Below are 19887 nucleotides of genomic sequence, written 5' to 3' on the forward strand. Positions count from 1 at the left end.
GATGAACAGCGTGAAGGCGGCCTGCGCGCGGGGGCTCGTTTTGGCGCCGGTCGCAGCGCTATTGTTGAGCGTCGCCACGTTGCTCTTGGGCAATGGTCTACTGGGTACGCTCCTGATCGTGAGGGCTGGGGAGGAAGGCTTTTCAGCTCAAACGATCAGCGCGATGATGTCCCTATACTTTGCGGGCTTCACCATTGGCGCTCTCACGCTGCCCAAGATGATCGTGTCCGTGGGCCATGTGAGGACTTTCGCTGGCTTCGCCGCGATCGCCTCAATGACGGCTCTTCTTCATGTCGCATTCGTGGAGGCGAACGTATGGATGCCGCTTCGCCTTGTGACCGGCTTCGCCTATGCAGGCATGATCCTAGCGACTGAGAGTTGGCTCAACGCGCACGCGATTCAATCCACGCGCGGTCAGCTTTTGTCGATCTTCGGCGTTGTTTCGATGGGTTCATGGGCCCTTGGTCAAGCGCTGCTCAACATCGCGCCGCCTGCAGACGTGACGCTATTCCTGTTCGTCTCGCTGCTGATATCTGCGGCCGTCGTCCCCGTCACGCTACTGCCCAGTCATCCCCCGGCCGAGGTTCAACAGGAGCCCGTCGCCTTTCGCGATCTCGTTGCAATTTCGCCCCTTCCGTCGGTCGGCGTTTTCCTAGCCGGCCTGGCCATCGGCGGCTTCTGGGGACTAGGCCCCAATTTTGCGCAGAGGATTGGCCTCGATGTGGGCGGCATTTCTGCGTTCATGGCTGCGGTCCTTGGTGGAACGCTCGTGCTGCAGTGGCCATTGGGATGGCTATCGGACCGCGTGTCGCGGACACTCGTCATTGCCGGCGCCGCCCTGGCTTCCGCGGCGGCTGCGATCGGCGTAGCGCTGGCTGCGGAGGCGCCTCTGCCTGTGCTACTTGCGGCGGGCGCGCTGTTCGGCGGCTTCGGTATTCCCATCTATTCGCTATGCCTTGCCGTTGCGAATGACGACCTTCCTGCGGGTCGGCTGCTGGGGACCGCTCGCGGACTTCTCCTACTCAACGGGATCGGAACCGCCGCCGGGCCGCTCATCGGAGGCCTGGTGATGGACCTCCTCGGCCCTGGCGGCCTGTTCCTCTACGCAGCGGCACTGCTGACTGCCCTGGCGGTCTTGGCCGGTGTCCGCAGGCACTCAGACCGCTCGGTCAAGACGAGAGCAACACGCTGCCCGAGCACGGCGATGATCACCGGGTCGCTCGACGCGATGATACGAACCCCGGCGGATCAGCGCCGCTGAGACGCCTATGCCGACGACCGAAGGATTGCCAGTCGGCTGTTAGAGGAGCCTGGCTGAGAACAAGGCGGAACGTGTCATGGATGAGAGCGTGAACGCTCTAGCCGCGAGAAACGCATACGAGGCTAAACGGGGGGCGATCGCCATCCTCCCGTTGGCCTTGGGGGCCAGCGTGTACGGCTTGGCCTTTGGTTTCCTGGCCGTACAGGTAGGTTTCCCGTGGTGGGGCGTCGCGATCATGAGCGCCTCTACCCATGCGGGCTCTTCGCAAATCATCGCGGTTGAGCAGTTCGCTTCCACAGGTGTCGTGTTGGGCGCGGTTCTGGCCGGTGCGTCACTCAACCTGCGCTATGTCGGCATCATCGCCTCTTTATCCGAGGTGTTGGCCGGCTTGTCGCTGAGGAAGAAGCTCTTCGCCATCCACATTACTGGCGACGAGAACTGGGCTTTGACGATGTCCGAGCGGGCGAAGTCCCCCGATGTCGGAGCACCATTCCTCATAGGCTCAGGGCTGGTGAACATCTCCATGTGGACAGCCTCCACGACGCTCGGGGCCTTGCTTGGCGCCGCGCTGCCCGATCTCGGACGCTTTGGCCTGAGCTTCGCGTTCACGGCGGCCTTCATTGCGATGGCGCGAGGTCTGTGGCGGGGACGTTCCCAAGTTCTGCCATGGACCATGGCCGCGGCAGCGACCATGGCCGTCATCTCGCTCGGCATGCCCAAAGCTTACGGGATCATCGTCGGCGCATTCTTCGGCTTGGTGGTGACCTTCTTGAAGCGCAGGATCGAGGCGGCAGCCCGATGAGCGCTTCGCACTGGGGTGTTGTCAGTTTGCTCGTTGTGGCTGCGTTTGCGATCCGGGTCGCCGGATTGATTGCCGGTGAACGAATTAGGGTTTCCAGGCAGGCTTGGGTTCTGGACGAGTTGCCTGGGCTGATCGTGGTCAGCTTGGTCGCGTCGTCGTTGATCGGTCAGCCACCTCCAACCTGGATCGCGGCCGGTGTCGCGCTGGGTGCAGCGATCGCCACGAACCAGGTCATCGTGGCGATGGTATTGGGAATGCTCGCCTACGCAGGTCTGGGGTGGCTTAGCTCGTAAGTGCCGATCATCTGAGAGAAGCGGCAATGGGGAGGCCGGATGTCGTCCAGTAAGGCTGCGAACGTCGATGGCCCGCACTCACGATCCGAGGACCGCGGGTCCTCGCCTACGCAACAGCCTCCACGGTCAAATCGCGGCCATTGAACTGCACCGTTTCCCCGGCTCGCGCGCCTTCGATCGCCTCGTAGATCGGGGCCATCGTCGAGATGCCCATCAGTTCCTGCCCATGACAAATGAACCTGCCAGTCGAGACCGAAATGACGAAGTGCTTACCGGACAGCTTGACGACGGCGCCTTCCGAGACTTCTGACTTTGGTCCAAAATCGATTGTCCGGAGTTTGTCGAGCTTATCAACATAGTCATCGAGAGTGTCATCGAGCGCCTCAGCAAAGTCGCTCGCCACCTCGGCTTGCGCCTGCTCGTCGTTCTCGATCGGCTCGCTGCGATCGAGGCGCGCGGTGGAGACGTAATCCAGATACTTCTTGCGAGCGCTTTGCAGCGCCGCGGTTTCAAGCGACAGCATTGTCTCGCGAATATGGTCCTTGTTCCAGTCCATCTCTGCCTCGTTATTTTTGACCTTAAGGGGCATCCCATCCATCGTTGGGGTCTGGGTTTCCCGCGCTCCGCCGACATCATTCGTCGGTAATAACGTCTTCGCCCTGGTAGGGAATCCTGATCAGCCGGGGATCCCGAATAATGCTCGTCACGAGCCAGACGTATGATTGTTCTGCTGTATCGAAGCCGAGGATGCTGAAGGCTCCCCCGAACGGGCATGCCGGAAAGTCAGGGAAGCCTTCCCGCAAAACGTAACGCTCAGGGTCGCGATCAAACTCGCTTTTGTAGACTTTGCGCAGCCCATGCTTGCTCGGCACGTCGGCGTCACCGGCCGGAGCTGTTTCACGATGCTCAAGAAGCCGTTCGGACAGGTCACGGTGACATATCTCGTCGAACACATCGAAGGCATCGATAAGCAGACCTTTATGCTCGGTCGCCGGATCTGTGATGGCGTAGATGTTCGAGGCGTCTTCGGCTCCATCGCCGCTCTCAAGGCGTAATGCGGCATCGACACGAATGCTGCACGCGTCGAGGGTCGATCCGAGTTCGAGATCGACAAGAGCGCCGTCCTTCACACGGTACTCTCGGTCATAGCCCTTAGCCACGAAGGACTGTACGGCGTCCAGAACGTCTCTCACTGGAGTTGTCATCAATGCACCTCGAGTTCGGATTGTAGGGGTTGCGCGCCGACCGAAGGCGCGCTTTGGCTCCGTGACCGACCAGCACTGAAGATGCGGAGCACCATCATAGCCACTTGGCTCGCTTGAAGCGGACGAACAGGAAAAGACAGAACGTCAGCATTAGGCCGAGCACGACGAAATAGCCGTAAGCTGTGTCCAGCTCCGGCATGTTCCTGAAGTTCATTCCATATATGCCCGCGATGGCCGTAGGGACCGCGAGGATCGCCGCCCAGGCAGCGAGCTGGCGCGTGATGACGCCTGTCCTCTGCGCCTCAAGAAGGCTGCTGAATTCGAAGACCGTGGACAGCACCTGGAGGAGGCCATCGACCATGGACTGGACCCGATCGACATGGTCGGCGACATCGTTGAAGTACGGCCGCACCTCAGCGCTGATGCACGGGAAATGTCCGCGAACGAGCTTGCGCACCAGTTCCGCCATAGCGCCAAGGGTTCGCTGGAAACGCGTCAATTCGCATCGCAAGCCGAAGATGCGCGCGACCTCCGCCCGCCCCAGGAAGTCGTCGAGCGATCGCCTCTCCATCGCGAGCACGTCGTCCTCGATCATTTCGAAGATCGGCAGATACTGATCGACGATGCGGTGAAGGATGGCATGCAGGACGTAGTCGACACCCTTACCAAACTGAGCAGGCGAACCCTCAAGCTGCTCGCGAAGATTGCCAAGCGCTCCGGCGTTGCCGTGACGCACGGTGATCAGATGGTTGTGACCAGTGAAGATCGCGGTCTTGCCGTAGCGTATGCGGTCCCCAACCAGCTCGGCCGTCTGAGCGACGACGTAAAGCTCGCCGTTATAGACTTCGAGCTTCGGCGGGCACATCGGATGCATCGCGTTATCAATCGCCAATGGATGCAGATTGTAGGTCGACTGAAGCGCCCTGAGTTCGCTTTCCGAAGGCTCGCTGAGCCCAATCCAGCAGAAGCCAGATCGGTTCTTGTCGAGCTCAACCCGCTCGTCGATAGCGACTTCGCGGATGCGGCGACCCTCGTCGTAATAGTAAGCGGCGATGACGCTCATGCGGGCCTCGCAGGGATAACCAGGCCCCGCTGCACGGCTGGTCGAGCGAGGCCGCGATCCAACCAACCCCGGACGTTCCGGTGTTCGGCGATGCGCAACAGGTCACCGGCGTCATAGGTGCTGACCAGGGCATTGACCCAGCCGAGCGTCGCGATGTCGGCGATGGAATAGTCGTCGACGATCCACTCGCGCCCATCCAGCTGGCGATCCAAGATCCCCAGCAGGCGCTTGGACTCGTCGGCGAACCGTTGCTGAGGCCGCTTGTCCTCGTAGTCCTTTCCGCCCCAACGCAGAAAGAAGCCCAGCTGACCGAACATCGGGCCGATCGCCGACATCTGGAAGAATACCCAACTCAGCACCTCATAACGCCTGGCTTGTCCCGGTGGGATCAATCGGCCCGTCTTCTCGGCGAGGTAAACGAGGATCGCACCGGACTCCCAAACGCCGAGCGGCTCACCATCGGGCCCTGACGGATCGATGATCGCAGGGATCCGCCCGTTTGGGTTCAGCGACACGAAAGCGGGGTCTTTGGCCTCGTTTGTGCTGATGTCGATAAAGTGCGGCTCGTATGGCAGGCCGGTCTCCTCGAGCATGATGGAGACCTTGACGCCGTTGGGCGTGGGCGCTGCATAGAACTGCAGGAGATCGGGATTGGAGGCAGGCCAGCGCTTGGTGATCGGATATGACGAAAGGTCTGGCATGCTGGGGCAATCCTACCAAATCGATGGCCGGCAAGCGGCATGACCGCTTGAGGGGCCGTACGAGGACCGCATCGTTCGCCGATGCGGTCCCATTGCTTGCGATGCAGAGCGCTATGTCGCGATAGGCGCTGCAGCTATTCTGCTGCCGCTCCGGTGGTAGGCTGGGTAGCACCAGCGTCTTGACGCTTGGGGAGCACCCAATTCGCGCGCGGAAAATGGCACGTGTAACCGCCCGGGCGCTTCTCGAGATAGTCTTGGTGCTCCGGCTCCGCTTCCCAGAAATCGCCGACAGGCTCGACTTCGGTGACGACTTTGCCGTCCCACAGTCCGGAGGCGTCGACGTCGGCGATCGTCTCCTCGGCGACCCGCTTCTGCTCATCGTCCACATAGTAGATGCCGGATCGATAGGAGAGGCCGCGATCGTTGCCTTGCCGATCTTTCGTCGTCGGGTCGTGGATCTGGAAGAAGTATTCCAGGATGTTACGGTAACTTGTCGCTGCCGGGTCGAAAATGATCTCGATCCCTTCAGCGTGAGTACCGTGATTGCGATAGGTGGCGTTCGGGACGTCGCCACCGGTGTATCCGACGCGGGTCGACACGATGCCGGGCTGCTTGCGGATCAGATCCTGCATGCCCCAAAAACATCCGCCTGCGAGAACAGCGCGCTGATGCATGTTACGCCTCCTCCACCTGATCGAGATATTCGCCGTAGCCCTCGGCTTCCATCTCATCGCGCGGGATGAAGCGAAGGGCGGCCGAGTTAATGCAATAGCGCAGTCCGCCACGGTCGGCCGGACCGTCGGGGAACACGTGGCCGAGATGGCTGTCGCCATGGACCGATCGAACTTCCGTCCGGACCATGCCGTGCGAACTGTCCCGCACCTCGTTCACGTGCGCGGGGACGATGGGCTTGGTGAAGCTGGGCCAGCCGGATTTCGACTCGAACTTGTCCGTCGATGCGAAAAGCGGCTCTCCGGACACGACATCGACGTAGATGCCCGGTTCTTTGTTATCGTTGTATTCACCGGTGAAGGCTCGCTCCGTGCCGTCTTCCTGGGTGATCCGGCGTTGCTCGGGGGTCAGGCGGTCGATCGCTGCCTGAGACTTTTCAAACTTCATGATCGTCTCCAATACTTGGTTTCAGGGCCAAGGCACATTACGGACATCTTATCTTGCTTGACGGTCACCTCGACTATCGCAGTGCCAATTATATTTATCCAATACGCTGTGCGTATAGTTTCGATAGCTCCGCTGTGATCAGCGGCGTTCAGTTCCACGCGTATCTGGCCGCCATCTGCGCGATCTTCCTGATCTCAACCGGCGCCGTGGAGCCAGAGACCGTCGCGATCACGACCTCTCGCTCGAGGACAAACCCATCGATCGGACGCGTAACCAGACCTTGGGCTGTAGCCGACCGCTCCGGAAGGATGCATATGGCCTCGCCGTCTGCGACGACCCGTTGCACCCAATCGTCACGATCGGACCGGAAGCGCGGCCGCATCAGCACCTCCCGTCGTGCGAAATGGTCTAGGATCTGCTCGCGAAACTCACACTTCAGACGATCAACGAACGGGAACTCCAACAAGTCCTCGCCTCGCACGATATCGCTCGCCGCGAGCGGGTGTTTCGCGGAACAGCCGAGTACGAAGCGCTCACGGAACAGAGGTCGCACATCAAGCTTGCGGTCCGGCCGCGTCTCGCGCGGCAGGATGCATGCGTGATACTTGCCCGACAGCACCTCCGATGTGTCTTCACTCGCCCCGAGCGAATGCATCTTGATCTCGATCGATGGCACTTCTGCCAACGCGCTTTCGAAGAAGGCCGTGAAAAGCTTCGGCCCGACGGTCGGGGCGACGGCTACGTCCAGCACCCGGTGCCTCCCCATGGCCCAGTTTTCAGAATGATGCCGAACACTTTTCATCGCGACTAACATGCGCCGAAACTCAGCCTCCACGTCCTGGCCAAGGCCGGTGAGACGGCTGTTCTTCCCATCGCGATAAATGAGCGGACCGCCGAGCTCTTCCTCCAAGCGGCGGATCGCGCGTGTCAGGCTTGGCTGGGACACACCGCTCAACCGCGCCGCTGCTGTAAAATTCAGCGTCTCGGCCAAGTTGATGAAATAGCTGACCTGATTGAGTTCCATAGCCCTTCGGCCTGCACGCCGTGAATGATGCCGCTTCCAAGACCGGTCTTTTCGACCGCCACCAGAAGTATGCGCGACGCATATAATCACGCTTTAGGGGCTTGTCTATATGCGCCACGCATATAAAAAGAATGTCTTGGACGGCTAGTCCGGGCCTGATGGCGCTTCCGCCAGGGCCCAAGGGTTCCGGTGCACCCACTAAGTCGCCGTGGGAGGCTCGACGCTTATGACAGGAAGACCGTTCACGTTTCCCGGTGGTGGAGGCTCTGATCTAACCGGGTATTTGGAGGCGCCCGAAGGTACGCCTCGCGGCTGGGCTATTTTCGCCCATTGCTTCACTTGCGGGAAAGACAGCCGCGCCGCCGTGTACATCGCACGCGCCCTCTCGCGGGCTGGCATCGGCGTCTTGCGGTTCGACTTCGCCGGCACAGGGATCGAGAGTTCTGCGGATGAAGCGATAAGCTTCGCTTCCGACGTCGATGATCTTAAGGCCGCCGCGGAGGCCATGGCTGTCGCCGGTAAGGCCCCCTCCCTCCTTGTCGGACACAGCCTGGGCGGCACGGCTGCGATCGTAGCCGCCGCCGACTTGCCGGATATCGCAGCGGTAGTGACGATCGGCGCCCCGGCTGATCTTCAGCATATATTGCGCGTCTTTCAACCTGCCGACCTAGACGCGATAGCGAGCGAGGGCGAGGCATCGGTGGATATTGCTGGCAGGCCCTTCCTGATCCGCCGCAGTTTCCTTGAAACGGTCGACGAAGTGGACATCGAGAGGTCTATCGCTGCCCTTCGACGTCCGGTGCTTGTGATGCATTCACCGGTGGATCAAGTCGTGGGTATCGAGCACGCCTCGCGCATCTTCGTCGCGTCGCGCCATCCCAAGAGCTTTGTTTCGCTCGACACGGCCGATCACCTTCTCACCGATGTCGAAGATGCGAATTACGCCTCAGCTATGGTCGCAGCGTGGGCAAGCCGCTTCCTGCCGCCGCTCGCGGCGGACCTTCCACAAGTCGAGTTAGCGAATGGAGTCGTGGCGTCGGAAACGTTGGCGGGGAAGTTCCAACTCACGGTCCGTAGTGGCGAGCACACGCTGTTCGCCGATGAACCAGAATCGGTCGGAGGTCTCGGCAGCGGCCTGTCTCCTTACGAACTGGTGTCGGCCGGACTGGCAGCCTGCACGGTGATGACAATGCGTCTTTACGCGAACCGCAAAGGCTTCCCGCTGGAGCGAGCGACGACGACCGTGCGACACGAGAAAGTGGCGGACATGATGCCTCCCGACCGCTTCACGCGCACCGTCTCTCTCGATGGGCCGCTCAGCGATGAACAGCGGGCGCGCATTCTGGAAATCGCGGATCGGTGTCCGGTCGACCTGACACTCGTCCGAGGCTCGGATGTGCAGACCGAACTTTCGAGCGATGCGCAGCCTGCAGGTGCGGCGCCGGCGAACTGATGTGGTGCACAGAGCGGAGGTTGATCGGATGCAGAGTCTGCCCACTACCGACCAGACGCCGACGCGAACCGAGCGAGCGATACTTGCGGGTGGGTGTTTCTGGGGCCTCGAAGATTTACTTCGCCGCGCGAAGGGCGTCGTGACGACGCGTGTCGGCTACATCGGCGGCGAAATGCCGGACCCGACTTACACGAGACACCATGGTCATGCGGAAGCGGTGGAGGTCACGTTTGATCCTTCGATACTGACATATCGTGCTCTCCTGGAACTCTTCTTCCAAATCCACGATCCGACGACATACGAGCAACAAGGTAACGACGTCGGGCCAAGCTATCGGTCCGCGATTTTCTACACGTCTGAGAAGCAGATGGACGTTGCTCTGGAGACAATCGCCGAGATCGAAGCGTCGGGGCGCTGGCCGGGACCTGTCGTGTCCGAGATCAACCCGGAAGAGCCGTTCTGGGAGGCCGAGCCAGAGCATCAGAAGTACCTCCAGCGTCGACCCGGCGGCTATAGCTGCCACTTCGAGCGACCGGCTTGGCGATTGGACCGAGCGAAACGATGAGCGCGCTGGGACGATCGTCAACGATACGGACGCGAAGGCGCTCGCCCCGCGTCGCTAGGTCAGCTGGGTTCTTGCGATGATACCCGAATACGTAATCGCCGGCTTGTGGGGGCTTTTGTCAGGAAGCGGACTTCTGGTCGGGGCGGTACTTGCGGACGTGCTGTACGGGCGACTCACTCACCGCATGATCTCAGCGGTGATGGGCTTCGGTGGTGGTGTGTTGATTGCCGTGGTCGCTACCGAACTCATCGGTGATCGCGTGTCGGCTGGCATGGGACCCTTGGCGATCTTTGCGCTGCTCGCAGGGGCCGCAATCTTCAGCGGCACAAACTGGTTTCTCTCTGGCAGGGGCGCGAAGCATCGAAAGCGATGCGGTGAATGCACCGAGCAGGCCACTGAACAGGAGCGCCGCGGTAGCGGTGCTGCGATTGCGTTCGGCAGCGTTCTCGACGGCATTCCAGAGGCCCTCGTAATTGGGATGTCCGTGGCTGGCGGAGGCAGGATCAGCCTTGCAGTGGTGGCAGGCTTCTTTTTGGCTAATGTGCCACAGGGTCTGTCGAGCACTTCCGGAATGAAAGTCGCGGGCCGATCGCGAAGCTATATCTACGCGGTCTGGATCGGTATTCCGTTACTTGTTTGCATCGCCGCCGGCACGGGAAACCTTCTGCTCGGCTCGGCGTCCACTCAGGCCCCTGCCATTCTCTCGTTCGCAGCCGGCGCGGTCATAGCGATGCTGGCGGAAGCGATGATCCCTGAAGCTTTCGAGAAGGCGCCGCCGTTCATAGGCCTGATCACGGTCGTGGGGTTTCTGGCGGCGTATCTCATCGCTCAACACTGAAACCTGCGACTTCCAGAGCTCTAAGCCTCGCCGCCGTTCTCGCGGTCTACGCCGCGCTCGTGCAACTCGGCATCGATTGGGCAATTCGTGCAGCCCTCGTAACAGCACAAGCGGCAGATGCGGTAGGAATGCTCGAGGTTTTCCAGGCGATCGCGCAGCACGCGTTCAGCAATGCTGTAAAGAGCGTCCAACTCGGTAGGGGTGAGGATCGATAGTCCCTCAGCGATCACCTTGTCGCGCGAGGCCAAGACCGCATCGCTCGCGACCTTGCCAGCCTCTGTAAGATGGAGGGACCGCGTGCGCCCGTCAGTCGAATGCTCGCGCCGCTCGACCAATCCCTCCGTCGACAAACGGTCCACCAAGCGGACGGTCGCGGCATGAGAAAGTCCCACCCCAACTGACAGCATGCGGATCGATAGCCCTGGCTTATGGGCAATCAACGCAAGCGCCGAGGCGGCGGGTCCAGCTTCTGGCGCCCGCGATGAACTAGCGCGAACGATGTCGTCGCTGATCATGAGTGCGAACGCCCCAAAGATATTTCGATCTCGAGGTCCATCCATTGCCCCATCTATATGTGCGCGAAGCATAGACAGCAAGCCATACCCCTCCAATGCCAAGGGATCGAGGTGACCCGAAAGCAGCGTCTTTACAACGGCTTAGGACGTGCTGCGGATTGCGCGGAAGATTGAAATCCGGGATCTGGGTCGTCCGGTCGCATAAAATGGCGATACCTGGCGGCTATGGATCGGTGTGGGCTGTCGCGATTTTGGCTCCCAAAACGGCCGAATCACATCACCCCTGCGCCAGGGGCCATCCCTCGTCGGCACCTATTGGCGCGGTTCGGCGGTATGCTCTCTGCGCCGCACCTCGACCGTCTCGCCGCGTCCGATCACGACAGTGTCAATCTCGCTGAGAAACAAGCCGTGCTCCATGACGCCGGGGATGGCATCGATCGCTCGGGCGATCTCAATTGGCCTAAGGCCCTCGCCGAAGGCTGCATCCAAGATGTGATTGCTCTGGTCTGTGAGGAATGGTTCTCCCTCGACCGAGCGAAGCCCCACACGGGCTCCAAGGTTGGCAAGATGCGTTCGAACGAACTCGCTCGCGAAGGGCACGACTTCGACCGCCAGAGGAAACTCGCCGAGCCGTCGAACGACTTTGCTTGCGTCTACGATCACGATCATCCGGCTAGAAGCGGCAGCCACGACCTTCTCTCGGAGCAAGGCGCCGCCACCGCCTTTGATCGCCTGAAAGTGGCAATCGATCTCGTCGGCGCCGTCGATCGTGAGGTCTACCGAACCGAACTGCTCAAAAGGAACGAGCGGCACCGCGAGACGACGAGCGAACATTTCGGTCGCTCGGGAGGTGGCGACAGCGGTGATGCGAAGGCCCTGCCGAATGCGGTCGCTCAGGCTTTGAATGGCATACGCTGTTGTGCTTCCGGTCCCAAGTCCAACGAACATGCCGTCTTCGATCTCGTCGACCGCTCTAGCTGCAGCCAGCCTCTTCTCTGCTTCTCGGTTAGACATCTAACGCCACTTCATCTCGCCGGCATGCGTGCCATCACCAGGTCGATTATGAAACCGGGCGGCGCAAACCTAATCCTCCATGCCGACATTGCCTCGTTGACCTGCAGCCAACAGACGGATAGGTCTATGCGTGGCGCATACATAATGTGGATGGTCTGATCGGCAAGCTTTCGCTGCTGGAGACGACCACCGTATGCCAGGCGGCACTGAGCGAAGTGCGTATGCCGGAGCCAGTTCGGCGAACCAGGGGACACAGGCATGACGGTCAAGGTCGCAATCAACGGTTTCGGTCGGATCGGACGACTGGCCTTACGGTCGATCGTCGAACTACGGCGTGACGACATCGAGGTGGTTGCGATCAACGACCTCGGGCCGGTTGCTACGTTGGCGCACCTCCTGAAGTACGATTCAGTTCACGGCCCCTTTCAAGGATCGATAGCCACCGGCGAAGACTGGATCGACATCGGGTCCGGTAAAATCAAAGTGTCTTCGGAGCGCGATCCATCAAAGCTTCCGCATAACGAGCTTGGAGTCGACGTGGCGCTCGAATGCACGGGTTTGTTCACCTCCAAGGAGAAGGCTGAATCGCACATCCGTGCGGGAGCAAAGCGCGTGCTCGTCTCCGCGCCCAGCGAGGGCGCAGACAAGACGATCGTCTTCAAGGTCAATCACGAAACGCTGACAACCGATGATGTCGTCGTATCGAATGGCTCATGCACCACGAATGTCCTCGCGCCCGTCGCGAAGATCCTGAACGATCTATGTGGCATTGAGCGGGGCTACATGACCACGGTTCACGCCTATACCGGTGACCAACCGACGCTGGATACGGTGCATAAGGATCTCTACCGCGCACGGGCAGCCGCGCTGTCGATGATCCCAACCTCGACCGGAGCCGCGAACGCAATCGGACGCGTGCTGCCAGAACTGAAAGGCAAGCTCCATGGCTCGTCAATCCGCGTGCCAACGCCGAACGTATCGGTCGTCGATCTCGCTGTTTCCGCATCCCGGGAGGTCACGATCGACGAAGTGAACGACGCCATTCGTCAGGCTGCGAGTGGTCCTATGAGTGGGGTGCTCGCTTACACGACAGAGCCATTGGTGTCTGTGGATCTGACCCACCGGACCGAATCCTCGATCGTCGCGCTACCCCAGACCGATGTCGTCGATGGCCGGATGGTTCGCGTGCTTGCTTGGTACGACAACGAGTGGAGCTTTGCGACACGCATGGCGGATGTCGCCGTGGTGATGGCGAAGCTCATCTAGCGGATCGGTTGCGGGAAAAGTCGGATCTTGGCGACAAGATGCGTTCGCGAAACGGAGGCATTGAACATGAATGGGCCACTAGCACGTGCAGCGAGAGCGCTCATTCAGTGGCCGCGATCACATGTCGCCAAGATCGCAGGCTTGGAGGAAGAGGCGCTAGCTCAATTCGAAGCCGGCGCCAGCGTGTTTGCAGCCTCGGATCTGACGCGGCTGCGGGACGCGCTCGAACGCGGCGGCGCGGTCTTCATCGGCGAGGACAATAGCGGAGGGCTCGGCGTGAGGCTTAAATTCAACGCCAAGGATGTGCGTGCGATCAATCGGATGGAGGGCGAAGGTGGGCCGGTAGGCACCGACGACGTCTAAGCCTTCCAGCGAACGCTTGTACTCCGGCAAGAGGCTCGACACCGGCCCACAGATATTGTATGCGCGACGCATATATTGCGTGAGTCGCGGCGATGGATGACCCCTCGGATCGCTTGATCAACATCTTTGGCGCGCTGTCTCAAGCGGTGTCTGACCGCGTGCGCTTGGCGATCGCTGAAGCATTCAATGCGGGGGGCGAGACGGCCGCGGCGTTGATCGCGATCGGTCACGCGCCAGGAATGTCGATCGGCCAGGTACGGCAAACTCTCCGGCTTTCGCATGCAGGTGCAGTTCGCGTCGTCGAGAGGCTAGGCGAGCAAGGCCTGGTGGCGAAATCGTTATCGCCCTCTGACCGCCGGGTAGTTCATGTCTCGCTGACCTCGCGTGGTCAGGTGGAGCGGACCAAGCTGCTAGGTCTGCGGAACGCGGCGGTGTCCGAGCTGCTGAGCAAAGTGTCGGCTGACGATCGCGTCGTGCTGGAGCGGGCCGCGGACAACATCCTGTCGTCGCTGTTCTCGGACCTCCACGGCGGCTTGGCAATCTGTCGTCTGTGCGATCAGGCCCGGTGTGCCGATTGCCCAGTCGGCCACCATCGTCCGTGACGCCCTGACGATCATCCCCTTTTGAGGAGTTCGATATGAGTATTTTCGATCGGTATGAATTGCTTGTGCCCGAGCGCAGTCGGAAGGAACTGGCGCTGTTGAGATGGGCGCTCGTGATCGTTTTCTCTTGGTTCGGCGCGATGAAATTCACGGCTTACGAGGCCGATGGCATCGCCCCTTTCATCGGCCATAGTCCGATCATGAGTTGGCTGGGTATGTTCGGGGTACAGGGCCAAAGTTACTTTGTCGGCGTCATCGAGCTGTCGACCGCAGTCGTGCTGGCCTTAGGGGCTTTCCGCCCATCCTTCTCAGCGCTTGGCGCGCTTATGTCGGCGGCGACCTACTTCATCACCCTGACCTTCTTTTTTACGACGCCTGGGGTCGGGGAGCCGACTGCCGGAGGCTTTCCTGCGATATCCGCCGCTCCTGGCCAGTTTCTGCTGAAGGACGCAGTTTTGCTGGCGGCATCACTTGTGCTGCTGCTTGCGTCGGTCCAACCCAAAAATGAGCGCCTTGGGCCGATGACCATCGATCGGTCGTGAACATAGGCACGATGGTCTTGGACACGCTCCGTGGAGAGTGGGCGCTTCGTCGCAACGTCGATCCGACGGGCGAACAACTGATTGGCGACGCGGATTTCGCTTCGACAGGTGAATCCGCGCTCACCTATCGAGAAAGCGGGATACTTCGGCTTCGGGATGGCCGCGAACTCTCAGCGTCTCGGCAATATCGGTACTGCGCGGTCGGCCACCGAGTAGACGTTCAGTTCGCAGACGGACCGAACACCGGGAAGCTGTTTCTCAACCTTGCATTCTCGCGCAAGAATTGGGGGTACGAGGCAACAGACACCCACTTCTGCGGTGACGACGCCTATCACGCTTTTTACCGAATTCTCGACGCAGGATCTTTCGAGACAGTTATAGGGGTCATTGGTCCACGAAAGGCGTACGACCTGCGGAGCCGGTACTCAAAGGTGTCACCAACGACGCCGGACCGTCTACTTTTTCCCCTGGCCTGACGCGCCGTTCCTGGCCAGTCTGTCACGCGCTTCGAATCCGAAAACGATCGTGGTCGTCATCACAAGGTAGGCGACTATGCCGCCCGGAGAAAGCGTAGGCATTGCGGCAAGGATTAAAGCGTCGTTGCCACCGGGTATCAGGCCGATGCCTATTCCCATCAACGCGCCGCCGGCGATCGACCGCAGGATGCCGGCGGCCGTCGGCCGCTGGAGACGCAAGCGACCCTGGCGCACGGATGCCGTGATGGCTCCCGCAACTGAGGCAATGACCGCAACCAGTGCGTAAGCGCCGACGGAAGGTGGCGTTGACGCGGCCTGTCAGGCTTTGCGGCGTGTCCGCGGCGCCCATTTTTTCGCGAGCGCTTCCAGCCTTGCCTCGATCAGTGGGATATCGGGCTGGGCGTTGGGATCATGGTCGTCGCCGAGGGTATCGAGCGCTTCTTCATGATATTCATGCTGGGGGTCGCCGAACGCTTCGAGTTTTTCGGCGTAACCCCATGGGCCGCCACAGTCCTCTGGCGGCCGCATGCCTACTGCATTGAGAATGAGCGGATATGTCAGGTGCGGGCTGGCCGCGCTGACGCGCTCGATCTTGACGCTATGCTCCCAGGCGTCGCCAAAGTCGTAGAGATATCGGAAGGTCTTTCGCCTGGTGTCCGCCAGAACCTGAGCGAGAGTGGCCTTACGGGCATCGAGCGGTCCGTCGAAGCCATATTCAGGATCAGGGATGCCGAAGCCGGTTTGCCCGAAGCTCATTTCCCACAGGTGAGAGTCCGTCCAGGAGAAGGCAGTCTGGAAGACGGTGTGCAGACGATCGAGCCGGATATTGAGCGGCACCTCCAGCGTTCGGCTGACGATGGGCGGGACATCGTCCAGCGTAATCTTCATCCGCACGACAGTGCCGTTGCTCACGCAGCCTTCTCCAGATCGTTGGTCAGCCTTGATGCCTGCCAGTTCCACGGCAAGAAGTCATCGATCCGATTGATCGGGTGATCACCGATGCGCTCGATGACGTCAGTGAACCATGCCTCGGGCTCGACGCCGTTGAGCCGGCATGTGCCCGCCAGGGCGTAGAAGAGCGCCGCCGCTTCTCCCCCCTTCATGGAGCCGACGAACATCCAGTTCCGGCGCCCGAGCGCGACACCGCGCAGGGCGTTCTCCACCAGATTGTTGCTGATCTCGAGCCGACCGTCATCGCAGTAACGGATCATGGCCTGCCAGCGGTTGAGCGGATAGCGACAGGCACGCGCCAGATTGCTGTCGGAAGACAGGCCACGGTTCTGGGTTTCAAGCCAGACGCGCAAAGCCTCGAGCTTCGGCACCGCCTTGATCTGGCGGATGCGTCTTCGCTCATCAGGTGGCGCACCCTTGATATCGCGCTCGATGGCGAAGAGTTCGGCGATCCGCACGACCGCCTCCGCCGCGATCGGTGACGGGCTCTTATCCAGGATGTCGGTAAACTTCCGGCGCGCGTGGCTCCAGCATCCCACTTCGACGATATCCCTGAGCGCCTTGGTCTTGGGGTCACGGTAAAGTGCGTTGTACCCGGCAAAGCCGTCTGCCTGTAGATACCCCCGATAGTCGGCGAGATGTTCTGCCGGATGCGCTCCGCCACGATCGGCGCTGAAGCGGAAGACCACGGCAGGCGGGCTCATGTCGCCGCTGGAGCGGTCATCACGCAGATATACCCAGAAGTGCCCGGTCCGGCTGCCGTCGCCATTGCCCAGCAAGGTGACCGGCGTGTCGTCACCATGAATCTTGGCGGCTTCCCGGATATAGGCGAACAGCCGCTCGCCCAGCGGCGCCAGCAGCCATGCCAGTTTCCGTGCCCAGCGGCTCATCACGTCCCGATCGATGTGGAGTCCCACGCGGCGAAAGATCACTGACTGCCGGTGCCAGGGCTGATGATCGACAAAGCGGCTCACGACGAGGTGGGCCAGCAAGGCGCTGCTCGCCATCACCTTGGGCAGCGGCAGATCGACAGCGGGCGCCTGGCGGATCTGTTCGCAGGACCGGCACACCAGTCTTGGCCGCACGTGACGGATGACCCGGAAGCGCGCAGGGACATAGTCGAGGACCTCAGTGACAGCCTCGTCGATCTGTACTGACGGCCCGTTACAACCGGTACTGCACGGGCGGGGCTGATGATCGACTGTATGACGCGGGAAGTGCGAAGGAAGCGGAACACGGCCGCCGGATTTGCGGGCCGATTTCACCACAAGCGGCGCCGCCACCTCATCGTTGGCGGGTTCTGGTGCATCGACCTCCTCGAACATCAGCCGCAGCTGGGCGATATCCATTTTCTCGGAGCTGCGGCCGAACTGGACGCGCAGCAGCCGCGCGACGCGATGCTCGAGCTTTTCGATCCGCAAGGTCTGGGCTTTGACGGTGGCTTGCGCCGCCGTCAGTTCGGCCCGTTCCTGCTCCATGACATCGGCCATCTCCAGCAGCATTTTCTGCAGGAGAACCGGGTCTGTGGGAAGGCGATCAAGGGCGAACCGCATGCCGCCGATAATAGCCGAAGCCCACGGTAAATCCTACATAAAATGGCGGTTTTCCTGATCTTTGTGGCTATGCGAGCCTCGGCGTGATCACCTCGTCGTGGACGATCGCCTGCTTCCAGTTCAGCCCTTCGACGAGCATCGCAAGCTGGGCTGCCGACAGGCGTAGCGCGCCCTCATGAGCACGAGGCCACACGAACTTTCCGCGCTCGAGACGCTTCGCATACACGCATAGCCCGGACCCGTCCCAGACCAAGGCCTTCAACCTGTCGCCCCTTTTCCCGCGGAACAAGAAAACCGCCCCCGAGAAGGGATCAAGCTGAAGAATATTGCGCACCTGCGCCGACAGCCCATCAAACCCCTTGCGCATGTCGCACGGCGCCAGCGACAGATAGATTTTCGTCGAAGGCGGGAACGCCAGGCTCATTGATCCAGCTCCCGCAGGACATCGAGCACCTGTTTCAGGGCGGCCCGATCGACCTCGCCATCAACCAACACCGTCAGGCCGCACCGCCCTCGAACCTCAATCCGCCCTGGCTCCCGAGCTTTGGCCGACGGCGAAGACGATGCCAATTCGACAGGCACGAAGCCCGCCATCGCTCCGCGAAGCAGCTGCTTGCGCCAGGTATAAAGCTGGCCTGTTCCAACGCTGTGCCGCCGAGCCACGGCCGATACGATCGCCCCCGGCGCCGTCGTCTCCTTCAGGATCGCCAGCTTCTCCTCGTCGCTCCAGTTCCGACGCCGCTTCACCCGTACAAGCGCTCCGCCATCACCGCGACCGCTCATACGAGGCTCGTTTGACTGCTCGATGTCCATGCTCACGCCTCCTCAAAGGCCGCGAGCTTTCCTATTCCGGTGCCGGCAACAAGGCCGCCTTCCGTCGGCGCTTACACCAGTGCGACCTCGCCTGTTGGCGACATTCGAAGAGGAAGGCCGCGTTGGATAAGGTCAGCGAATGTCCATGCTGGCGAAAGCGCGTAGAGAAGCCCACCAGTGATACCGAGGCCGATCATTGAAGCGCCAAATGCCCAGCTCTGCCTTCTTCGCGGTGGGGTCTTCCGCGATACGAAGATCACCGCCAGCGCGAGCACGACGGCTAAGGCAAGAAGCGTCGCGGCCCCAGGGACACTCGGCCTAGCGATGGAACTTGGCCATGTCGCGACGGCGCCAAACCGGCCGAAATCAGCGGCCAAGATGCCGATTGCCAGTCCGGCAGGAAGGGCAAGCAACCGCATCTCTCCATCCCCTAACCGTGCCAGTGAACCTAGCAGGCAGGTGTCATTTATGAGCGCGCCGAGGCCGAAGGCGATGGCGCCGATGATGAGGAGGCCGTTGACGCTCGTCGAGAGTGGGAGGGTCGCGTTCAGCGTCCCCGCCCAGGCGAGCGGTATCGCAATAAGGCCAGCAGCCGCAGACGCCGCAACAAATCCGACGAACATTCTTGGTCGGCGCCGTTGCTGCAACTCATGAGCCGCTACGACCAAGCACGTGCCGCCTCGGTTCGCAGAATACCCGAACCAGAAGGCCAGTATGCATATGAGAAAGTCGAACGCGATCGATGCCAAAGATATCAAGCCTGCCTCGGTTTCTCGTCAGCCCTTGTGCGAAGGGCGCCGGCGCAGCTGGCGGGCGGGCTGAGATGCATTTTCAGCCGGTGTCTGTCCCCGGTAGCCAACCACGGGCCACATAGTCTCGACACCAGATTTCTCGTAACCGTTTGCGATAAGGAGCCGCTCGGACAATCGGCCTAGTTTGTTCAGGTCAGCCGGCGACAGCGGCGAGACACACGCTGCAATCACTTGTTCGCGCGCTCTGAGCAGAGCGCCGGTCATTTTCACACCTGCATTGGTCAAGTGGATAAAGCGCGCCCTCTTGTCCGCCGTGTGTCGCCGCCTTTCCACCAGGTGATCGGATTCGAGCCTATCGATCAATCGGACTGTTCCCGCATGCGAAAGCCGGATCCGGCTCGCAAGGACACTGATAGGTAATCCCGGCTCGAAGCTAAGGAAAACCATCAATGCAGCCGCGGGGCCGCTCGGCGAAAGCGAGGCTGATGCGCTCGCGATGCTGTCAGCTACCGCGAGCGCAAGTGCACCAAAATGATATTTGGCGGCCTCGGGCTCCATCCGGGAAGAATATATGCGCCACGCATAGACATCAAGCGCTCGAATATGTATGACCGGCGCATACATCTATCACGGATTCGGAGATGGTCATGCTCACTGATGGGCTCGGCTTGGATTCCCCATCTGAGATCGAAACGCGGGGCCTCCAGCAAAGGCTT

The 19887-nt window shown here is 61.0% G+C and carries 27 protein-coding genes; 11 read left to right on the forward strand and 16 right to left on the reverse strand.

Features of this window, described 5'->3' with window-relative positions; all coding sequences use genetic code 11:
* The first annotated feature begins 1 nt into the window (after position 1).
* The 3 genes from ATE64_RS04655 to ATE64_RS04665 all read left to right on the forward strand — a co-directional run bounded on the left by ATE64_RS04655 (position 2) and on the right by ATE64_RS04665 (position 2356).
* Positions 2-1261 (forward strand): MFS transporter, encoded by a 1260-nt coding sequence (locus tag ATE64_RS04655; RefSeq protein WP_058454403.1) that lies wholly within the window; start codon positions 2-4, stop codon positions 1259-1261.
* Between the two features lie 76 nt (positions 1262-1337).
* The gene (locus ATE64_RS04660) at positions 1338-2063 is read left to right on the forward strand and encodes an AzlC family ABC transporter permease (RefSeq protein WP_024350797.1); all 726 of its coding nucleotides are present in this window, start codon (positions 1338-1340) and stop codon (positions 2061-2063) included.
* Positions 2060-2356, forward strand: coding sequence for an AzlD domain-containing protein (locus ATE64_RS04665; protein WP_058454270.1), 297 nt, complete (start codon positions 2060-2062; stop codon positions 2354-2356). Before ATE64_RS04660 ends, ATE64_RS04665 begins: the two co-directional genes overlap by 4 nt.
* A 106-nt stretch (positions 2357-2462) precedes the next feature.
* Here ATE64_RS04665 and ATE64_RS04670 read toward each other — a convergent pair whose 3' ends face one another.
* The 7 genes from ATE64_RS04670 to ATE64_RS04700 all read right to left on the reverse strand — a co-directional run bounded on the left by ATE64_RS04670 (position 2463) and on the right by ATE64_RS04700 (position 7468).
* Positions 2463-2912, reverse strand: coding sequence for a hypothetical protein (locus ATE64_RS04670; RefSeq protein ID WP_024350799.1), 450 nt, complete (start codon positions 2910-2912; stop codon positions 2463-2465).
* Positions 2913-2988: 76 nt separating this feature from the next.
* Positions 2989-3486 (reverse strand): hypothetical protein, encoded by a 498-nt coding sequence (locus ATE64_RS04675; RefSeq protein ID WP_231729029.1) that lies wholly within the window; start codon positions 3484-3486, stop codon positions 2989-2991.
* A gap of 169 nt (positions 3487-3655) precedes the next feature.
* Positions 3656-4624 carry a magnesium and cobalt transport protein CorA gene (locus ATE64_RS04680; RefSeq protein ID WP_058454268.1) on the reverse strand — a complete coding sequence of 323 codons (969 nt, stop codon included), beginning with the start codon at positions 4622-4624 and terminating at the stop codon, positions 3656-3658.
* Positions 4621-5325, reverse strand: coding sequence for a glutathione S-transferase N-terminal domain-containing protein (locus ATE64_RS04685; protein ID WP_024350802.1), 705 nt, complete (start codon positions 5323-5325; stop codon positions 4621-4623). Before ATE64_RS04685 ends, ATE64_RS04680 begins: the two co-directional genes overlap by 4 nt.
* Positions 5326-5459: 134 nt before the next feature.
* On the reverse strand, positions 5460-5999 hold the full coding sequence (gene msrA, locus ATE64_RS04690; RefSeq protein ID WP_058454267.1) for a peptide-methionine (S)-S-oxide reductase MsrA: 540 nt from the start codon (positions 5997-5999) through the stop codon (positions 5460-5462).
* Position 6000: 1 nt separating this feature from the next.
* A complete protein-coding gene (gene msrB, locus ATE64_RS04695; protein WP_024350804.1) occupies positions 6001-6444 on the reverse strand; it encodes a peptide-methionine (R)-S-oxide reductase MsrB in 444 nt (147 codons plus the stop codon).
* Positions 6445-6592: 148 nt separating this feature from the next.
* Entirely contained in the window at positions 6593-7468 is an 876-nt protein-coding gene (locus ATE64_RS04700; RefSeq protein ID WP_024588018.1) for a LysR family transcriptional regulator, read from the reverse strand.
* A 226-nt stretch (positions 7469-7694) separates the two neighbouring features.
* Between ATE64_RS04700 and ATE64_RS04705 the strand changes: the two genes are divergently transcribed.
* The 3 genes from ATE64_RS04705 (at position 7695) to ATE64_RS04715 (ending at position 10324) form a co-directional block, all read left to right on the forward strand.
* Positions 7695-8921, forward strand: a complete 1227-nt coding sequence (locus ATE64_RS04705) for a bifunctional alpha/beta hydrolase/OsmC family protein (RefSeq protein WP_058454266.1) — start codon at positions 7695-7697, stop codon at positions 8919-8921.
* A 28-nt stretch (positions 8922-8949) separates the two neighbouring features.
* Positions 8950-9486: a peptide-methionine (S)-S-oxide reductase MsrA gene (gene msrA, locus ATE64_RS04710; RefSeq protein WP_029660570.1), complete on the forward strand. Its 537-nt coding sequence runs from the start codon at positions 8950-8952 to the stop codon at positions 9484-9486.
* A gap of 76 nt (positions 9487-9562) precedes the next feature.
* The gene (locus ATE64_RS04715; protein WP_058454265.1) at positions 9563-10324 is read left to right on the forward strand and encodes a hypothetical protein; all 762 of its coding nucleotides are present in this window, start codon (positions 9563-9565) and stop codon (positions 10322-10324) included.
* A 20-nt stretch (positions 10325-10344) separates the two neighbouring features.
* Here ATE64_RS04715 and ATE64_RS04720 read toward each other — a convergent pair whose 3' ends face one another.
* Positions 10345-10839, reverse strand: coding sequence for a MarR family transcriptional regulator (locus tag ATE64_RS04720; RefSeq protein ID WP_230450755.1), 495 nt, complete (start codon positions 10837-10839; stop codon positions 10345-10347).
* Positions 10840-11151: 312 nt separating this feature from the next.
* Entirely contained in the window at positions 11152-11853 is a 702-nt protein-coding gene (gene rpiA, locus ATE64_RS04725) for a ribose-5-phosphate isomerase RpiA (protein WP_058454264.1), read from the reverse strand.
* 258 nt (positions 11854-12111) lie between these two features.
* On the opposite strand from rpiA, the gene gap reads away from it, so the two are divergent.
* The 5 genes from gap (at position 12112) to ATE64_RS22385 (ending at position 15102) form a co-directional block, all read left to right on the forward strand.
* A complete protein-coding gene (gene gap / locus ATE64_RS04730; RefSeq protein WP_058454262.1) occupies positions 12112-13119 on the forward strand; it encodes a type I glyceraldehyde-3-phosphate dehydrogenase in 1008 nt (335 codons plus the stop codon).
* A gap of 141 nt (positions 13120-13260) precedes the next feature.
* Positions 13261-13482 carry an XRE family transcriptional regulator gene (locus tag ATE64_RS04735; RefSeq protein WP_197430705.1) on the forward strand — a complete coding sequence of 74 codons (222 nt, stop codon included), beginning with the start codon at positions 13261-13263 and terminating at the stop codon, positions 13480-13482.
* A gap of 92 nt (positions 13483-13574) precedes the next feature.
* A complete protein-coding gene (locus ATE64_RS04740) occupies positions 13575-14084 on the forward strand; it encodes a MarR family winged helix-turn-helix transcriptional regulator (protein ID WP_058454261.1) in 510 nt (169 codons plus the stop codon).
* 35 nt (positions 14085-14119) lie between these two features.
* Complete coding sequence (locus tag ATE64_RS04745; protein ID WP_058454260.1) at positions 14120-14626, forward strand: DUF417 family protein; 507 nt, start codon at positions 14120-14122, stop codon at positions 14624-14626.
* An 11-nt stretch (positions 14627-14637) separates the two neighbouring features.
* Positions 14638-15102: a DUF6314 family protein gene (locus tag ATE64_RS22385; RefSeq protein WP_082657592.1), complete on the forward strand. Its 465-nt coding sequence runs from the start codon at positions 14638-14640 to the stop codon at positions 15100-15102.
* Here the strand turns inward: ATE64_RS22385 and ATE64_RS04750 are convergent.
* The 7 genes from ATE64_RS04750 to ATE64_RS21015 form a co-directional block, all read right to left on the reverse strand.
* A complete protein-coding gene (locus ATE64_RS04750) occupies positions 15082-15381 on the reverse strand; it encodes a YeeE/YedE thiosulfate transporter family protein (protein WP_082657575.1) in 300 nt (99 codons plus the stop codon). The two genes, ATE64_RS22385 and ATE64_RS04750, sit on opposite strands and share 21 nt — an antisense overlap.
* A gap of 39 nt (positions 15382-15420) precedes the next feature.
* Positions 15421-16014, reverse strand: a complete 594-nt coding sequence (locus ATE64_RS04755; protein WP_231729031.1) for a plasmid pRiA4b ORF-3 family protein — start codon at positions 16012-16014, stop codon at positions 15421-15423.
* Positions 16011-17606 carry an IS66 family transposase gene (locus ATE64_RS21010; RefSeq protein ID WP_082657576.1) on the reverse strand — a complete coding sequence of 532 codons (1596 nt, stop codon included), beginning with the start codon at positions 17604-17606 and terminating at the stop codon, positions 16011-16013. The genes ATE64_RS04755 and ATE64_RS21010 overlap by 4 nt, the downstream gene beginning before the upstream one ends.
* Before the next feature lie 67 nt (positions 17607-17673).
* Positions 17674-18030 (reverse strand): IS66 family insertion sequence element accessory protein TnpB, encoded by a 357-nt coding sequence (tnpB, locus tag ATE64_RS04765; RefSeq protein WP_058454258.1) that lies wholly within the window; start codon positions 18028-18030, stop codon positions 17674-17676.
* Positions 18027-18419: a transposase gene (locus ATE64_RS04770; RefSeq protein WP_082657577.1), complete on the reverse strand. Its 393-nt coding sequence runs from the start codon at positions 18417-18419 to the stop codon at positions 18027-18029. The genes tnpB and ATE64_RS04770 overlap by 4 nt, the downstream gene beginning before the upstream one ends.
* Positions 18420-18490: 71 nt before the next feature.
* On the reverse strand, positions 18491-19177 hold the full coding sequence (locus ATE64_RS04775) for a YeeE/YedE thiosulfate transporter family protein (protein WP_331458542.1): 687 nt from the start codon (positions 19175-19177) through the stop codon (positions 18491-18493).
* Between the two features lie 18 nt (positions 19178-19195).
* Positions 19196-19795 (reverse strand): MarR family transcriptional regulator, encoded by a 600-nt coding sequence (locus tag ATE64_RS21015; RefSeq protein WP_231729033.1) that lies wholly within the window; start codon positions 19793-19795, stop codon positions 19196-19198.
* Positions 19796-19887: the final 92 nt, after the last annotated feature.

This window comes from Sphingopyxis sp. H073, from assembly GCF_001468395.1.
Classification (GTDB): domain Bacteria; phylum Pseudomonadota; class Alphaproteobacteria; order Sphingomonadales; family Sphingomonadaceae; genus Sphingopyxis.

Bases quoted from the DNA above. Each gene is read 5' to 3' on its own strand.
- ATE64_RS04770 (WP_082657577.1), bottom strand. From the start codon at position 18,419: ATGGACATCGAGCAGTCAAACGAGCCTCGTATGAGCGGTCGCGGTGAT.
- rpiA (WP_058454264.1), bottom strand. From the start codon at position 11,853: ATGTCTAACCGAGAAGCAGAGAAGAGGCTGGCTGCAGCTAGAGCGGTC.
- msrA (WP_058454267.1), bottom strand. From the start codon at position 5,999: ATGCATCAGCGCGCTGTTCTCGCAGGCGGATGTTTTTGGGGCATGCAG.
- ATE64_RS21010 (WP_082657576.1), bottom strand. From the start codon at position 17,606: ATGCGGTTCGCCCTTGATCGCCTTCCCACAGACCCGGTTCTCCTGCAG.
- ATE64_RS04660 (WP_024350797.1), top strand. From the start codon at position 1,338: ATGGATGAGAGCGTGAACGCTCTAGCCGCGAGAAACGCATACGAGGCT.
- ATE64_RS04745 (WP_058454260.1), top strand. From the start codon at position 14,120: ATGAGTATTTTCGATCGGTATGAATTGCTTGTGCCCGAGCGCAGTCGG.
- ATE64_RS22385 (WP_082657592.1), top strand. From the start codon at position 14,638: ATGGTCTTGGACACGCTCCGTGGAGAGTGGGCGCTTCGTCGCAACGTC.
- ATE64_RS04700 (WP_024588018.1), bottom strand. From the start codon at position 7,468: ATGGAACTCAATCAGGTCAGCTATTTCATCAACTTGGCCGAGACGCTG.
- ATE64_RS04655 (WP_058454403.1), top strand. From the start codon at position 2: ATGAACAGCGTGAAGGCGGCCTGCGCGCGGGGGCTCGTTTTGGCGCCG.
- ATE64_RS04670 (WP_024350799.1), bottom strand. From the start codon at position 2,912: ATGGACTGGAACAAGGACCATATTCGCGAGACAATGCTGTCGCTTGAA.
- ATE64_RS04680 (WP_058454268.1), bottom strand. From the start codon at position 4,624: ATGAGCGTCATCGCCGCTTACTATTACGACGAGGGTCGCCGCATCCGC.
- ATE64_RS04715 (WP_058454265.1), top strand. From the start codon at position 9,563: ATGATACCCGAATACGTAATCGCCGGCTTGTGGGGGCTTTTGTCAGGA.
- gap (WP_058454262.1), top strand. From the start codon at position 12,112: ATGACGGTCAAGGTCGCAATCAACGGTTTCGGTCGGATCGGACGACTG.
- msrA (WP_029660570.1), top strand. From the start codon at position 8,950: ATGCAGAGTCTGCCCACTACCGACCAGACGCCGACGCGAACCGAGCGA.
- ATE64_RS04720 (WP_230450755.1), bottom strand. From the start codon at position 10,839: ATGATCAGCGACGACATCGTTCGCGCTAGTTCATCGCGGGCGCCAGAA.
- ATE64_RS04740 (WP_058454261.1), top strand. From the start codon at position 13,575: ATGGATGACCCCTCGGATCGCTTGATCAACATCTTTGGCGCGCTGTCT.
- msrB (WP_024350804.1), bottom strand. From the start codon at position 6,444: ATGAAGTTTGAAAAGTCTCAGGCAGCGATCGACCGCCTGACCCCCGAG.
- ATE64_RS21015 (WP_231729033.1), bottom strand. From the start codon at position 19,795: ATGTATGCGCCGGTCATACATATTCGAGCGCTTGATGTCTATGCGTGG.
- ATE64_RS04705 (WP_058454266.1), top strand. From the start codon at position 7,695: ATGACAGGAAGACCGTTCACGTTTCCCGGTGGTGGAGGCTCTGATCTA.
- ATE64_RS04685 (WP_024350802.1), bottom strand. From the start codon at position 5,325: ATGCCAGACCTTTCGTCATATCCGATCACCAAGCGCTGGCCTGCCTCC.
- ATE64_RS04665 (WP_058454270.1), top strand. From the start codon at position 2,060: ATGAGCGCTTCGCACTGGGGTGTTGTCAGTTTGCTCGTTGTGGCTGCG.
- tnpB (WP_058454258.1), bottom strand. From the start codon at position 18,030: ATGAGCCTGGCGTTCCCGCCTTCGACGAAAATCTATCTGTCGCTGGCG.